Origin of the sequence: Micromonospora sp. NPDC127501 (genome assembly GCF_040302185.1) — a bacterium.
Classification (GTDB): Bacteria; Actinomycetota; Actinomycetes; order Mycobacteriales; family Micromonosporaceae; genus Micromonospora.
Genome location: NZ_JBEORJ010000009.1, coordinates 238725 through 252626, shown reverse-complemented (window position 1 = coordinate 252626; position 13902 = coordinate 238725). Strand labels below are relative to the sequence as shown.

Sequence of the window (13902 nt, the reverse complement as noted above, 5' to 3'; positions counted from 1 at the left end):
CCTGCCTTCGTTCGCGGTTGCGGGGCTCGTGACCCCGGCTCACTCCTCGCGCTCACAGACCAAGACGCTATCGCGGCGGTATGCCTAGGATCCCCCCGATGGGGGCCGGACAGTGACCCCACCACGGCCGAGTCCGTCATGGTCGAGTAATCTGCGACCGTCGGTGACGCCTTTGCCGCGGGTGCTGAGGAAAGACGCACCGCGGCGCGCTAGGGAGGCAGGACCAGGTGGTCGCAAGGAGTTCGGAGGTACGGCCGTCGGCCGTACGGCACAGCGCTTCCCCAGGGGTTGGTGGACGCCGGGGGCGTGGTGCTGGTCGCCTGGCCGGGCTCGGTCTCGGTGGCGTGGCGTTGCTGGTTCTGCTCACGGGCTGTGACGTGGGTCAGACGTTCGACGGCTTCGGCTGGCCGCAGGGCGGCATCTCGGCGGAGTCCAAGCGGATGTACGACCTGTGGATCGCCTCCTGCATCGCCGCGCTCGCGGTCGGCGTCTTCGTGTGGGGCCTGATCTTCTGGTGCGTCGTGCGCTACCGCAAGCGTGGCAACGCGCTGCCGGTGCAGACCCGCTACAACATGCCGATGGAGTTCCTGTACACCATCGCGCCGATCCTGATCGTCTCCGTGCTCTTCTACTACACGGCGATCGTGCAGACCGACGTCGACAAGCTGTCGAAGAACCCGGACGTCACGGTCGAGGTCGTCGCGTTCAAGTGGAACTGGCAGTTCAACTACCGGGACGGCCAGGGCACGGAAGCCCGCACCACCGCGTCGACGCTCGGCACCAGTGAGGTCATCCCGGTGCTGGTGCTGCCGACCAACCGGTCCATCCGGTTCGAGGAGACCAGCCGCGACGTCATCCACTCGTTCTGGGTGCCGGAGCTGCTCTTCAAGCGGGACGTCATGCCGGGCAAGATCCGCAACGTGTTCGAGGTCTCCAGCCTGGACGCCGAGGGTGCCTACGTCGGGCGCTGCGCCGAACTGTGCGGCAGCTACCACGCGTTCATGAACTTCGAGCTGCGGGTGGTCTCGCCGGAGAAGTACGACCAGTTCCTCGCTGCCAAGCAGAGCGGCAAGTCGACCCAGGACGCGCTGTCCGCGATCGGTGAGCAGCCGTACGCGACGACCACCCGGCCGTTCGACACGCGGCGGACGCAGGACAACTTCAACCCGGACGACGTTCCGGCCCGCACGGGAAGCTGAGGCAGCCGCATGAAGACCGAGTGGCGTATCTTCCTGATCATCGCCGGGTTCCTCTTCGGTGCCACCATCCTCTACGGCGCCTGGACGAACGGTGAGTCGGGCGGCATCGAGTGGGTCGGCACCGTCGCCCTGCTGCTGTCGTTCCTGCTCTGCTCGATGTGCGGTGGCTTCTTCTGGTTCGTCTCGCGCCGCATCGACCTGCGCCCGGAGGACCGCCCCGACGCCGAGATCGCCGACGGCGCTGGTGAGGTCGGCTTCTTCAGCCCGGGCAGCTACTGGCCGTTCGGACTGGCGCTGGCCGCCGCGATCGCCGCGCTCGGCATGGTGTTCTGGCAGTACTGGCTGATCGGTGCCGGCCTGCTGGCCGTCGTCTTCTCCGCCTGTGGGCTCCTGTTCGAGTACTACAGCGGCACCCGGCGTACCGCCGAGCACTGACCCACCCGGTCGCCGTCGCGACCGACCCGGCACGACGAAGGCCCGTTCCCCGAGTGGGGGAGCGGGCCTTCGGTCATGTTCCACCCCGCCTCGGTGGCGCGGCGGTCAGAGGGCTGGACGGCGCGGGCTGCTAGGCGGCGCGGGCCGCTGGGCAGCGCTGCGGTCGGGCGGTGCTGTGGTCAGGCGGCGCGGCGGGCGGGCTGGCGGCGGCGGACGGCCAACGGGGTGACCGGGAAGGCGAACGCGCTGACCACCACGGCGGCGCCGCAGTCGATGCAGATCAGCTCCGGACAGTCGGTGCCGTGGCCGTCGACGCAGGGCGGAGCCTCGAACAGCGCCACGCCCTCGCAGACGTCGCAGTAGAGCTCGCGATGCGACACGGGCGTCTCCTCTCGGATATCAGGCGGACCGCCCCCGGATGCGACAGCCACGCACCGACGGCAGCAGAGAACTACTCAGCTGTAGTTTCCCAGACGGGTCCGACAAATCTCCGCGCACCGTCGCCCGCTGGCCGACAGCCGCGCGTGATCCACTCGACATCACTGACGTCGGGGCATCCAGGTTGCCCGGACACCGCGGCTTCACGGAACCCGAGTCGATCACCGGCCCAGACGCCGCCCGCGGACGGCGCCGACGGGTCGGGCGGCGGTGAGGTCAGGCGGTGGCGGTCTCGATCCAGCGGTCCAGGGTCGCGGCGGCCGCGCCGGAGTCGATCGACTCGGCCGCGCGGGCCAGGCCGGCGCGGAGCGCCTCGGTCAGGTCACCGTCCAGCGGGCCCTGGGTGGCCAGCGCCGCCGCCGCGTTGACCAGCACCGCGTCCCGGACCGGGCCCGTCTCGCCGGCCAGCAGGCGACGGGCCACGCCAGCGTTGTACGCGGCGTCACCGCCGCGCAGGTCGGCGAGGGTGGACCGAGGTACGCCCAGGTCGGTCGCGTCCAGCACAGCCTCGCGTACGGTGCCGCCCTGGGCCGCCCAGATCCGGGTCGGCGCGGCGGTGGTGAACTCGTCCAGCCCGTCCTCGCCGCGCATCACGATCGCCGAGTCACCACGGGCCGCGAACACGCTGGCCATCACCGGGGCCATCCGCAGGTCGAAGCAGCCGACCGCGCCGGCCCGGGGACGGGCCGGGTTGGTCAGCGGGCCGAGGAAGTTGAAGAAGGTGGGCACGCCCACCTCGCGGCGGACCGGGCCGGCGTGCCGCATCCCGGGGTGGAAGCGGGCCGCGAAGCAGAACCCGATGCCGGCCTCCTCGACACAGCGGGCAACCTGCTCCGGGCCGAGATCCAGCGGGATGCCGAGGAACTCCAGCAGGTCGGCGGTGCCGCACAGGGAGGAGGCAGCCCGGTTGCCGTGCTTTACGACACGGACGCCCGTGCCGGCGACCACCAGCGCCGTCATGGTGGAGATGTTCACCGTGTGGGCGAGGTCACCGCCGGTGCCCACCACGTCGAGCGCGGTACGACGCAGCTCCTCGGGGAGCGCCACCGGGACCGCGCGACCGAGCATCGCCTCCACCAGGCCGGCCAGCTCCGCAGGGGTCTCGCCCTTGGCCCGCAGCGCCACGGCGAAGGCGGCGATCTGCGCCGCGCTCGCCGAGCCGGTCATGATCTCGTCCATCGCCCAGGCGGTGTCGGCAGTGGAGAGTTCGTCACCGCGCAGCAGCGCGTTGAGCAGGTGCGGCCAGGTCCGATCGCCCATGGCGGGCCTCCCGAGCATGCGAAGTGCGGGTGGGCTGGAACCGGCGCCGAGGAGATCCGGCGCCGTGGGGGTGCCGGAGGAGCGTGGGACGTCAGGCGGGTGCGTGCGTCCGCAGCAGCTCGGCCACCGTGCCGCCGGTGGTCACCGGGTCGAGCGGGTGCACCAGCGTCGCGTCGACCTCGGCGTACGCGGCGAGCCATCGGTCGGCGGCGCGGGCGATCACCAGGCAGGTCGGGGGAGCGTCGTCCCGGTCGTCCTTGACCTGGCGCGCGATGCCGATGCCACCACCCGGGCTCGCCTCACCGTCGAGCAGCAGCAGGTCGATCTCGTAGTCGTCGACCAGCCGGATGGTCTCCGCGTAGGTCGACGCCTCGACGAACTCGATCTGCAGACCGGGAGCTGGCCGGGTGCCAACAGCCATCCGCATCCGATCACGGACCTGCGGGTCGTCGCTGTAGAGCAACACGGTGCAAAGACGATCGGTCATGCCGGAACTCCCACCTCGTAGCTGCCCGCAGATCGTACCGGTCGGCGTGACGTAGCCGACATCCCGCCCGGCGTCGCGCGTCGGGGCGTACCGTCCGGGCAGCTCAGGCGGGCGCGGCGTCGGCTGCGCGTTCGCGGGCCTCCTGGCGGTCCAGCTCGCGGTCCACCCGGCGGGCCTCCCGCTCGGACTGCTTGACCCACTGCACCACCAGCACCGCGAGCATGGTCACACTGACGAACTCGCCACCGGCCCACAGGATGCCGCCGGCCACCACCTGGTCCTGCCACGGGTCGACCCAACCGAGGTTGAGCGACGGGTACCAGTCGCCGCCGAAGAGCGTGCTGCTCTGCATGATGGTGAGGCCGAGCACTGTGTGGAACGGCACGGAGAGCAGCATCAGCAGCGCACGCGCCGGGTAGGGCCAGCGGCCGGGCAGCGGGTCGAGGCCGAGCAGCGGCCAGAAGAACACGCAGCCGGTCATGATGAAGTGCGCGTGCACCAGCTCGTGCGCCCAGGCGTGTTCGAGGGTGTAGCGGTACAGATCACTGAAGTACAGCACGAACGGGTTGACCACGAAGATGGCGAACGCCACCAGCGGGAAGCTGTAGACCCGGGCGACGCGGCTGTGCACGATCGCGAGCAGGCGCTTGCGCGGCCCGACCGGCAGGGTCCGCAGGGCCAGGGTCATCGGCGCGCCCAGCGCCAGGAAGATCGGCGCCACCATGGAGAGCACCATGTGCTGGATCATGTGCACGGACAGCAGCGCGGTGTCGTACGCGTGCAGCCCGCTGACCGTGACGAGCGCGATGCCGCCCAGGCCGGGGCCGAGGAAGAACACGGTACGGGCGATCGGCCAGCGGTCGCCGCGCAGGCGCAGCCGGTACACCCCGTAGAGGTACAGGCCGGCGGCGAGCACCAGGCCGAGGGCCAGCCAGCTGTCCAGCCGGGTCTCGGTCAGCACCGCGCCGACGGTGAACGGCGGCGGGGCCGAGGTGGCGGCGAAGATCGGATCGACGTGCAGCACGCTTTTCAGGCTAGGCCAGGCGAACCGGACCCTGACGCTCGGGCCACGGAAGGCGCAGGTTTGCCACCCCGCTGATCGGCGGCCCCGGTCAGGGGCAATAATGACGGCGTGACTGCGGCCCCAGCCATTGACAAGAGCCGGATCCACTCTCTGACCCGACCAAACATGGTCAGTGTCGGGACGATCGTGTGGCTCTCAAGCGAACTCATGTTCTTCGCGGCGCTGTTCGCGATGTACTTCTCCATCCGCGCGGCTGCGCCGGAGCAGTGGGAGAAGCACACCGAGGCGCTGAACATCCCGTACGCGACCACCTTCACGGTGATCCTGGTGCTGTCCTCGGTGACGTGCCAGCTCGGCGTCTTCGCGGCGGAGAAGGGTGACGTGCACGCGCTGCGGCGCTGGTTCACCGTCACCTTCGTGATGGGCCTGATCTTCGTCCTCGGCCAGCTGAACGAGTACCGGCACCTGGTCGCCGACGGCATCAAGATCAACGAAGACGGGTACGGGTCGGTGTTCTACCTGACCACCGGCTTCCACGGCCTGCACGTGACCGGTGGTCTGATCGCCTTCATCATCTTCATGGTCCGTACGACCATGGGCCGGTTCACTCCGGCGCAGGCGACGTCGGCGATCGTCGTGTCGTACTACTGGCACTTCGTCGACGTCGTGTGGATCGGGCTGTACGCCATGATCTACTGGCTCCAGTGATCTTGCGCGTCACATTCCGCGCTGCTGCTCCGTCCCCTGAGACAGGTCCAACCGGTTAAGGACACCGCTCATGACTTCTGACAACGACCGCCGACGCGGTCTGCTCGCGCGGTTGCGTGAGCGGCCCGCCGCGCGCAGCAGGGGCCGCCGCCGGCTGGGCGCCGCGGTCCGGCTGATCGCCGCGCTGATGCTCGCCGGTGGCGCGTACACCGTCTTCGCCCCGGGCGCCCAGGCGCAGGACAACCCGCAGCTGACCGGCGCCGCCGCCGAGGGCAAGGCGCTGTTCGACGTGAGCTGCGTGACCTGCCACGGCCGCAACGCCCAGGGTGTCGAGGGCCGCGGGCCGAGCCTGATCGGCGTCGGCGCGGCATCTGTCGAGTTCCAGGTCAGCTCCGGGCGGATGCCGCTGGCCCGCCAGGAGGCCCAGGCGCACCGCAAGCCCCCGGTCTTCACCGACGAGCAGACCCGTCAGCTGGCCCAGTACATCCAGGAGCTTGGCGGCGGCCCGGTCGTGCCCGAGGGCGACGACCTCCGCGAGGACGGCAACATCGCCGCCGGCGGTGAGCTGTTCCGGATCAACTGCTCGCAGTGCCACGCCTTCGGTGGCGGCGGTGGTGCGCTCTCCTCGGGCAAGTTCGCCCCGAGCCTGCACCCCGCGACCGACCGCCAGATCTACGCGGCGATGTTGAGCGGCCCGCAGAACATGCCGGTGTTCGGCGACAACCAGCTCCGGCCGGAGCAGAAGGCCGACATCATCGCCTACATCCAGGAGACGCTGAAGCACGACCAGGACCCGGGCGGGTTCAACCTCGGGCGGTACGGCCCGTCCACCGAGGGCCTGGCGATCTTCCTGGTTGGCATCGTGGCGCTCGTCTTCGCTAGCCTGTGGATTGCGGGTAAGTCGTGATCGAGCAGGCCATCCGATTCAGTGCTGTGGTGCCGCTCGGCGCCACCCGTAGCGAGGTGACGGCATGAGCACCCACACCGAGCACCAGGCCCCACAGGGCCCGGAGCCGCTCGACGTGAACGACCCCAAGCTGACCCGTTTCGACATCGTTCGTGAGGGCGCGCGCCGGGACGACATCGAGATCGTCCACTACGAGCCGCAGGTGCTGCCGGGCACCAAGGCGGAGCGTCGGCTGACCCGGGTGGTCGCCGGCTTCTTCCTGATCACCGGCCTGGCCGCGACCGCCTTCCTGGCCATCTACATCTGGTGGCCGTGGCAGTACGAGGCGGGCCGGGGCGGCGACAAGTTCTACACCCCGCTGCTCGGCTTCACCCTCGGCGTGGCGCTGCTCGCCGTCGGCTTCGGCATCCTGACCTGGGGCAAGAAGTTGCTGCCCAAGGAGGTCTCGATCCAGGACCGGCACGAGGGCCAGGTGGACTCCGAAGGCCGCACCATCACCGGCCAGACCATGCTCTACATGGCGGACGAGCTGGGCGTGAAGCGTCGCCCCCTGCTCGGCATCTCGCTGCTGGCCGGTCTCGCGCCGGTCGCCGCGGTCGCCGCGGCGCCGCTGGTCGGCGGCCTGATCTCGCAGCCGCACAAGAACAACCAGATGTTCACCACCGGGTTCGCAGCGGCCGAGGGCGGCCAGCGGATCCGTCTGGTCCGCGAGGACGGCCGGCCGATCCGCCCGGCGGACATCAGCACCGGTGGGCAGTTGACCGTCTTCCCCGGCATCGACCACGGCGTGAGCAACAGGCACGCCGACTCACCGACGCTGCTGATCCACCTCCGCGACTCCGACGCGCAGGAGTCGCGCCGGGCCAACGAGAAGGTCGGCCACGGTGACTACATGTGGGGCAACTACGCGGCGTTCTCCAAGATCTGCACGCACGCGGGATGCCCGGCCAGCCTGTACGAGCAGCAGACCAACCGGCTGCTCTGCCCGTGCCACCAGTCCCAGTTCCTGATCACCGACAACGCCCGGCCAGTCTTCGGCCCCGCCAGCCGGCGGCTGCCGCAGCTGCCGATCGAGGTGGACTCCGAGGGCTTCTTCGTGGCGAAGTCCGACTACACCGAGACCGTCGGGCCTGATTTCTGGGAGCGGCCATGAAGCGTCGAAAGTTTGACCTTGCGGCGACGCCGGGCAAGGCCGCGGTGGGAGTGGACGACCGCTTCGCGGTGGCCACCCCGCTGCGCAAGCTGCTGAACAAGGTCTTCCCGGACCACTGGTCCTTCCTGCTCGGCGAGATCGCGCTGTTCTCGTTCATCGTGCTGCTGCTGACCGGTGTGTTCCTCACCTTCTTCTTCGAGCCGGCGATGACCGAGGTGGTCTACGACGGCAGCTACGCGCCGTTGCAGGGCACCCCGATGTCCGCCGCGTACGCCTCCAGCCTGGACATCTCGTTCGATGTCCGCGGCGGTCTGGTGATGCGGCAGATGCACCACTGGGCAGCGCTGCTGTTCATGGCCGCGATCGTCGTGCACATGCTGCGCGTCTTCTTCACCGGCGCCTTCCGCAAGCCGCGTGAGACCAACTGGATCATCGGTTCGCTGCTGTTCTGGGTCGGCTTCCTGGCCGGCTTCACCGGCTACTCGCTGCCGGACGACGGCCTGTCCGGCACCGGCCTGCGGATCGCCTCGGCGATCATGCTGTCCATCCCGGTGATCGGCTCCTGGGTCACCTCGTCGATCTTCGGCGGCGAGTTCCCCGGCACGATCATCATCAGCCGGTTCTTCATCGCCCACGTGCTGCTCATCCCGGGTCTGCTGGTCGCGCTGATCAGCGTTCACCTGGGTCTGGTGTTCAAGCAGAAGCACACCCAGTGGCCCGGCCCCGGCCGGACCAACAACAACGTGGTCGGCGAGCGGATGTTCCCGCGGTACGCGCTGAAGCAGGGCGGCTTCTTCATGGTCGTCTTCGGCGTCATCGCGCTGATGGGCGGTCTGTTCCAGATCAACCCGATCTGGTTGTTCGGCCCGTACGAGGCGTGGGTGGTCTCGGCCGCCAGCCAGCCCGACTGGTACGTCATGTTCCTCGACGGGTCGACCCGACTCATGCCGGCCTGGGAGATCCCCATCCCGATCGGCGACGGGTACGTCATCCCGCCGCTGTTCTGGCCGACGGTCGTGCTGCCCGGCATCCTGGTGGGCCTGTCGACGATGTACCCGTTCCTGGAAGCCCGGCACCTCAAGGACCGCAAGAGCCACAACCTGCTCGAGCGTCCCCGGGACGCTCCGGCCCGGACCGCGGTCGGCGCCATGGCCGTCTCGTTCTACATCGTGCTGACGCTCTCCGGCGCCAACGACGTGATCGCGGACAAGTTCCAGATCAGCCTGAACGCGATGACCTGGGCGGGCCGGATCGGCCTGCTGGTGGTCCCGCCGCTGGCGTACTACGTCACCTACCGGCTCTGCCTGGGTCTGCAGCAGCACGACCGGGAGGTGCTCGCGCACGGCGTGGAGACCGGCATCATCCGGCGCCTGCCGGACGGCCGGTTCGTCGAGGTGCACCAGCCGCTCAGCGCGTCCAACGGGCACGCGGACGGTCACGGCCAGCTCGACTACGTCGGCTGGGTCGTGCCCAAGAAGATGAACCGGTTGGGGGCCCTCGGGCCGGCCATCCGGGGCTTCTTCTACCCGATCGAGAAGCCGGTCGAGGCACCGGTCTCGCCGGGGCACCCGCCGGTCGAGGCCCGACCCGAGCGCGAGGAGATCGGCAGCGGCGAGAGCCGTCGCTGACCGCCCAGTCGCACCGTTGAGGGGCGCCCGCCGGATTCCGGCGGGCGCCCCTTCGTATCCACACCCCCCGGCCCATCCGACCAGGAGTCGGACGCCCCTGATCGGACCGGTCGACCCCGCGCGACGGGCGATCGCAGGAATAACCCCGGTGAGCCGGGTATCCGTGCGGTCCAACGTCTCAAGGGGGGGAAGCATGTTGGGTATCAAACGCCTCGGCCTGTTGGCCGCGCTGGTACTGGTCGGTGTCGCGCCGGCTGCGGCCGCGCAGGCCGCGGCACAGCCGTCAACGCAGGACACCCAGTACCTGCAGGCGGTACACCAGGTCAACCTGTTCGAGATCACCGCTGGTGACCTGGCTCAGCAGAAGGGTCAGGACCAGGGGGTCAAGGACCTGGGCGCGATGCTGAAGACCGACCACACCCAGCTGGACCAGACGGTGCAGCAGACCGCGTCGCAGCTCGGGGTGGAACTGCCGAACGAGCCCAGCGCCGATCAGCAGGCGGTCATCGACAGGCTGAACAACGCCAGCGGCGCGGAGTTCGACCGGCTCTGGGTGACCAGTGAGCTGGCCGGCCACGTCCAGGCCATCCAGGCCACCCAGACGGAGATCTCGCAGGGCTCCGAGCAGTCGGTGGTCCAGTTGGCGCAGACGGCGCTGCCGACGCTGCAGACGCACTACGACGAGTTGGTGGCGCTCGCCAACAAGCTGGGCATCCCGGTTCCGCAGACCAGCGCCAGCGGTACGCCCAGCCCGGGCGGCACCGGCACTGAGTCGCCGGCTCCGGGCGGCACTGTCACCGAGTCGCCGGCTCCGGGCGGCACCGGCACCGAGTCGCCGGCTCCGGGCGGCGGCACCACCGAGGTACCGGCTCCCAGCGAGAGCTGACGTAGCCACAGCAGACGGCCGGTCCACCCTCGCGGTGGGCCGGCCGCCCTGTGCGCGCGACGCGCCGCCGTGCGGCCGGTACGGCCTCGAAACGGCGAGCGGGTCAGTCGGCGCTGGCCAGACCGATCGCGAACGCCTCCTCCAGGTCGTGCTGCGAGTACGCCCGGAAGGCGATGTGCGACTCGGTGTTGAGCACGCCCTCGACCTTGGAGATGCTGCCCGCGATGACCTGGGCGATCTGGTCGAACTCGCGGACCCGGACGATGGCGATGAGGTCGACGTGCCCGGCCACCGAGTAGACCTCGCTGACACCGGGAAGGTTGGCCAGGTTCTCCGCCACCTCGGGGATCGCATCGGTGGCGCAGTCGATCAGCACGATCGCGGTGATCACGGGGCATTTCTCCGTTCGTCGGCGTCGTCGCCCATGCTAGATGTTCTGGCCCGAGACCGGAGGCGGGAGCCGTCGGGGCTCAGCCCTGGGCGCGGCAGGGCACGGTCAGGTCGCTCCCGGCCCGGATCACGTCCCGCAGCCGCTCACCGGCCCGTACGGTCGCGCCCGGCCACACCACAGTGCGGGACACGTCGCCGTCCACCCGCGCGCCCGCGCCGACGACCGACTCCACGCAGTGGCCGGTCACCGTCGCGGACTCCTCGACGAGAACGCCGCCGGCCGCGGCGTGCAGGTTGGCCGCCAGGTAGTCGGCCGGGGTGCCGGTGTCGAAGAAGGTGCCCGGGTAGGGGACCACCGCCAGGGCGCCCGCGGCCTCGGCCGGACGCCACACGGCGCGAACCAGGTCCGAGAAGACGACCGGCAGGTCCCGGACCAACCGCCAGGGCAGCAGCGAGAAGCCGGTGAAGCAGTGCCCGGCGAAGGTGCCCGGCGCCGCCGGGTCCGCGGCGGGCTGGCCGAGCAGGCGTACGGTGTGCCCGTCCCAGCCGTCGAGCAGGGCGGCGACGTCCGGACCGGGGGGAGCAGCCGGGTCGGCGAGGTACGCGTCGGCGTTGCCGACCAGCACCGGGCGCCCGTCGATCCAGTCCCGCAGGTTGGCCACCCCACCCGCGGTGCCCAGCGGGTCGCCCGGCTCCACCGACAGGTGTGCGCGGTCGCCGACGTGCGCCACCACCTGCTCGCCGAGGTAGCAGGCGTTCACCGCGACCCGATCGGGACCGGTCAGGCCCAGGCCGGCCAGTCGCGCCAACGCCCGATCCAGCAGGGGCACGTTGCCCACCGGGCAGAGCGCCTTGGGCACCCGTTCGGTGAGCGGGCGCAGCCGCGTGCCCTCGCCGGCGGCCAGCACCACCGCGCACAGATCCGCCGGCACACCGGCCGCGACGGTCACGGGGTGTCGTCGGGCACCGGCGGCGGGAACTGTCCGGCCAGCGGCCCGATGTCGTAGTAGGCGAGCAGCCGGGCCGTCGGCCAGGTCAGCTTGGGCAGGTCGTCCAGGGGGTGCCAGGCGGCCTCGAAGACTTCCGCGCCGTCGACGGTCAGCTCGGTGCTGGACGCCGGCACCTCGGCCTCGAAGACCATGTCCACCCAGCCCTTGGCGTGCACGATCGCGTTCGGCACCGCCGGACGCAGCCGGGACGGTGGGAGCCGGACGCCGGATTCCTCGAACAGCTCACGGGCCGCGCCCACCACCGGGGCCTCACCCCGGTTGAGCAGGCCGGCGGGGAGTGACCAACCCTTGCCGGGCGGCTGGCGCAGCATGAGCAACCGACCCGCGCCCGTCGCCTCGGTGTCCCGGACCAGGGTCACCGCGCCGACGATGTACTTGGGCACGGCCAGCCGGACCAGGCGCCGACGCACCGGCAGCGGCAGCCGGTAGAAGGCCTGATAGAAGAGGGCCCGACCGGTGGCGCGGGAGCGGGGGATCATGACTCCAGGCTAGTGGTCACGAATGTTCTTCGGACGCGCTGGGGCCGCCAGGTCACTGTCGATGGTCGACCAGGTCGATGAGCTGGCGGACCACGGTGTCCGGTTCGATCACCCGGTCGAAGACCGCGACCAGCAGGGTCTCCAGGTCGGGATAGCCCAACTCCTCGGAGAGGCGCAGCAGTGGCAGGTCACTGGCGAGGCCCCGGTTGTGCTGGCGGAGGGCGAGCCCGATGGTGGCCCGACCGAGGCGCACCTTGTCGCTGATCGTGATGCCCGGCTCGGTGTGCTCGGCGAACCACCGGTTGATCTGCATCTGCGCGTGTGGCGATTTGACGAAGGTCAGCCACTCCCGCCGGGGGCCGCGCGGTGCCACACCGGCCTCGAAGCCGTTGTCGCCGTCGTTCTCGGTGAAGATCTCCACCACGTCGCCCTCGTCCAGCTCCGAACTGAGCGGGGCCAGCCGACCGTTGATGCGTGCGGCGAGGCAATGGTCGCCCCGGTCGTTGCCCAGCTCGTACGCGAGGTCGACAGGCGTGGCTCCGGCCGGCAGCACGACCTGTCGGCCGTCGGCGAAGACCTGGATCTGCCCCTCGGCCAGGTCGCAGCGCAGCGACTCGTAGAACTGTGCCGGGTCGGCGGCGTCCGGCTCCCAGTCGAGCACCCGGCGCAACCAGTCCAGCTGTTCGGCGCGGGCCGCGGCGGTGCTGCTGCCGGAGCGGGGGAAACGGAAGTCGGCGGCGATGCCGTACTCGGCCGAGCGGTGCATCTCCTCGGTGCGGATCAGCACCTCCACCGTGCGGTCCTGCGGGCCGCAGACGCTGGTGTGCAGCGAACGGTAGAGGTTGTTCTTCGGTGAGGCGATGAAGTCCTTGAAACGGCCGGGCACCGGTCGCCAGGTGCCGTGGATCGCGCCCAACGCGGCGTAACAGTCGGTGGCCGGGCCGTCGACCACCACCACGATGCGGGGCAGGTCGTACGGGGCGGTGTGGCCGCCGGCGATGGTGTCCTTCCAGATCGAGTAGAGGTGCCGGGGACGGGGGCTCACCTCGGCGTCGACCCGGCTGCGGCGAAGCGCCACCCGGGCCCGGGTGACCACCGAGTCGAGGTACGAATCCCAGCCCGGCCGATCGTGCACGTGCCGGGCCAGCCGGGCGTGCTCGTCGGGCTCGAGGTGCAGCAGCACCACGTCGTCCAGCTCGCGTTTGAGGGTCTGGATGCCCAGCCGGTCACAGAGTGGGACCAGCACCTCCTGGGTCTTGCGGGCGATCCGTTCCCGCGACGACGCGGAGCGCACCCCGAGCGTCCGCATGTTGTGCAGCCGGTCGGCCAGCTTGATGATCAGCACCCGGACGTCCTTGGCGGCCGCGACGATCATCTTACGGACCGTCTCCGCCTCGGCGGCCTTGCCGTAGAACGCCTTGTCGAACTTGGTCACCCCGTCGACCAGGTGGGCCACCTCGCCGCCGAAGTCCTCGGAGAGCGCCTGGAGGGTGTAGCGGGTGTCCTCCACGGTGTCGTGCAGCAGCGCGGCGACCAGGGTGGTGGTGTCCATCCCCAGCTCGGCGCAGATCTGCGCCACCGCGAGGGGATGGGTGATGTACGGTTCCCCGCTCTTGCGGAACTGCCCGCGGTGCATGTTCTCCGCGATCGTGTAGGCACGGCGCAGCACCGCGGGGTCGGTGCCGGCGTGGATGCCCCGATGGGTGCGGACCAGTTGGGTGACCGGGTCCGAGTCGGTGGTCGGCCAGCTGAGCAGCGACCGCAGCCGGCGGGCGAGCGGCAGCTCACCCGGCTGTGTCGGCAGGGCGCCCCCCAGGGCGGCGCCGTGTCCGGCGTCGACGTCCACGAGGGACACCTCCTCACCCCGGCTCCGCATCGCCGGAACCCGGCGGGGGAGC

At 70.4% G+C, this 13902-nt stretch carries 15 protein-coding genes; 7 read left to right on the top strand and 8 right to left on the bottom strand.

Features of this window, described 5'->3' with window-relative positions; translation table 11 throughout:
- The first annotated feature begins 227 nt into the window (after nt 1-227).
- Together ctaC and ABTW72_RS21785 are read left to right on the top strand one after the other, a co-directional pair.
- Complete coding sequence (ctaC, locus tag ABTW72_RS21790; protein WP_350861331.1) at nt 228-1199, top strand: aa3-type cytochrome oxidase subunit II; 972 nt, start codon at nt 228-230, stop codon at nt 1197-1199.
- Between the two features lie 9 nt (nt 1200-1208).
- Complete coding sequence (locus tag ABTW72_RS21785; protein ID WP_112676703.1) at nt 1209-1634, top strand: cytochrome c oxidase subunit 4; 426 nt, start codon at nt 1209-1211, stop codon at nt 1632-1634.
- Between the two features lie 179 nt (nt 1635-1813).
- Here ABTW72_RS21785 and ABTW72_RS21780 read toward each other — a convergent pair whose 3' ends face one another.
- From ABTW72_RS21780 to ABTW72_RS21765, 4 genes are all read right to left on the bottom strand, one after another.
- The gene (locus tag ABTW72_RS21780) at nt 1814-2014 is read right to left on the bottom strand and encodes a hypothetical protein (RefSeq protein ID WP_350861329.1); all 201 of its coding nucleotides are present in this window, start codon (nt 2012-2014) and stop codon (nt 1814-1816) included.
- A gap of 274 nt (nt 2015-2288) precedes the next feature.
- Entirely contained in the window at nt 2289-3332 is a 1044-nt protein-coding gene (gene trpD, locus ABTW72_RS21775; protein ID WP_091407511.1) for an anthranilate phosphoribosyltransferase, read from the bottom strand.
- A gap of 91 nt (nt 3333-3423) precedes the next feature.
- The gene (locus tag ABTW72_RS21770; protein ID WP_091407513.1) at nt 3424-3819 is read right to left on the bottom strand and encodes a helix-turn-helix domain-containing protein; all 396 of its coding nucleotides are present in this window, start codon (nt 3817-3819) and stop codon (nt 3424-3426) included.
- A gap of 103 nt (nt 3820-3922) precedes the next feature.
- A complete protein-coding gene (locus ABTW72_RS21765) occupies nt 3923-4843 on the bottom strand; it encodes a cytochrome c oxidase assembly protein (protein ID WP_372494870.1) in 921 nt (306 codons plus the stop codon).
- A gap of 108 nt (nt 4844-4951) precedes the next feature.
- Here ABTW72_RS21765 and ctaE point away from each other — a divergent pair, with 108 nt between their 5' ends.
- From ctaE to ABTW72_RS21740, 5 genes are all read left to right on the top strand, one after another.
- Nucleotides 4952-5551, top strand: coding sequence for an aa3-type cytochrome oxidase subunit III (gene ctaE, locus ABTW72_RS21760; protein WP_112582810.1), 600 nt, complete (start codon nt 4952-4954; stop codon nt 5549-5551).
- 70 nt (nt 5552-5621) lie between these two features.
- Nucleotides 5622-6458, top strand: coding sequence for a cytochrome bc1 complex diheme cytochrome c subunit (qcrC, locus tag ABTW72_RS21755; protein ID WP_091407516.1), 837 nt, complete (start codon nt 5622-5624; stop codon nt 6456-6458).
- 64 nt (nt 6459-6522) lie between these two features.
- Entirely contained in the window at nt 6523-7611 is a 1089-nt protein-coding gene (gene qcrA / locus ABTW72_RS21750) for a cytochrome bc1 complex Rieske iron-sulfur subunit (RefSeq protein ID WP_350861326.1), read from the top strand.
- Nucleotides 7608-9239 (top strand): cytochrome bc1 complex cytochrome b subunit, encoded by a 1632-nt coding sequence (gene qcrB, locus ABTW72_RS21745; protein ID WP_350861324.1) that lies wholly within the window; start codon nt 7608-7610, stop codon nt 9237-9239. Before qcrA ends, qcrB begins: the two co-directional genes overlap by 4 nt.
- Nucleotides 9240-9432: 193 nt before the next feature.
- Nucleotides 9433-10125: a DUF4142 domain-containing protein gene (locus tag ABTW72_RS21740; protein ID WP_350861322.1), complete on the top strand. Its 693-nt coding sequence runs from the start codon at nt 9433-9435 to the stop codon at nt 10123-10125.
- Nucleotides 10126-10228: 103 nt separating this feature from the next.
- Here ABTW72_RS21740 and ABTW72_RS21735 read toward each other — a convergent pair whose 3' ends face one another.
- From ABTW72_RS21735 to ABTW72_RS21720, 4 genes are all read right to left on the bottom strand, one after another.
- Complete coding sequence (locus ABTW72_RS21735; RefSeq protein ID WP_238680081.1) at nt 10229-10516, bottom strand: Lrp/AsnC family transcriptional regulator; 288 nt, start codon at nt 10514-10516, stop codon at nt 10229-10231.
- 79 nt (nt 10517-10595) lie between these two features.
- Nucleotides 10596-11465 carry a nucleotidyltransferase family protein gene (locus tag ABTW72_RS21730; RefSeq protein ID WP_350861320.1) on the bottom strand — a complete coding sequence of 290 codons (870 nt, stop codon included), beginning with the start codon at nt 11463-11465 and terminating at the stop codon, nt 10596-10598.
- Nucleotides 11462-12004: an NUDIX hydrolase gene (locus ABTW72_RS21725; RefSeq protein ID WP_112582804.1), complete on the bottom strand. Its 543-nt coding sequence runs from the start codon at nt 12002-12004 to the stop codon at nt 11462-11464. The genes ABTW72_RS21730 and ABTW72_RS21725 overlap by 4 nt, the downstream gene beginning before the upstream one ends.
- Nucleotides 12005-12056: 52 nt before the next feature.
- The gene (locus ABTW72_RS21720; protein WP_112582834.1) at nt 12057-13850 is read right to left on the bottom strand and encodes a RelA/SpoT family protein; all 1794 of its coding nucleotides are present in this window, start codon (nt 13848-13850) and stop codon (nt 12057-12059) included.
- Nucleotides 13851-13902: the final 52 nt, after the last annotated feature.

Coding starts and splice junctions, on each gene's coding strand:
- ABTW72_RS21785 (WP_112676703.1), top strand. CDS start 1,209: ATGAAGACCGAGTGGCGTATCTTCCTGATCATCGCCGGGTTCCTCTTC.
- trpD (WP_091407511.1), bottom strand. CDS start 3,332: ATGGGCGATCGGACCTGGCCGCACCTGCTCAACGCGCTGCTGCGCGGT.
- ABTW72_RS21770 (WP_091407513.1), bottom strand. CDS start 3,819: ATGACCGATCGTCTTTGCACCGTGTTGCTCTACAGCGACGACCCGCAG.
- qcrC (WP_091407516.1), top strand. CDS start 5,622: ATGACTTCTGACAACGACCGCCGACGCGGTCTGCTCGCGCGGTTGCGT.
- qcrA (WP_350861326.1), top strand. CDS start 6,523: ATGAGCACCCACACCGAGCACCAGGCCCCACAGGGCCCGGAGCCGCTC.
- qcrB (WP_350861324.1), top strand. CDS start 7,608: ATGAAGCGTCGAAAGTTTGACCTTGCGGCGACGCCGGGCAAGGCCGCG.
- ABTW72_RS21740 (WP_350861322.1), top strand. CDS start 9,433: ATGTTGGGTATCAAACGCCTCGGCCTGTTGGCCGCGCTGGTACTGGTC.
- ABTW72_RS21725 (WP_112582804.1), bottom strand. CDS start 12,004: ATGATCCCCCGCTCCCGCGCCACCGGTCGGGCCCTCTTCTATCAGGCC.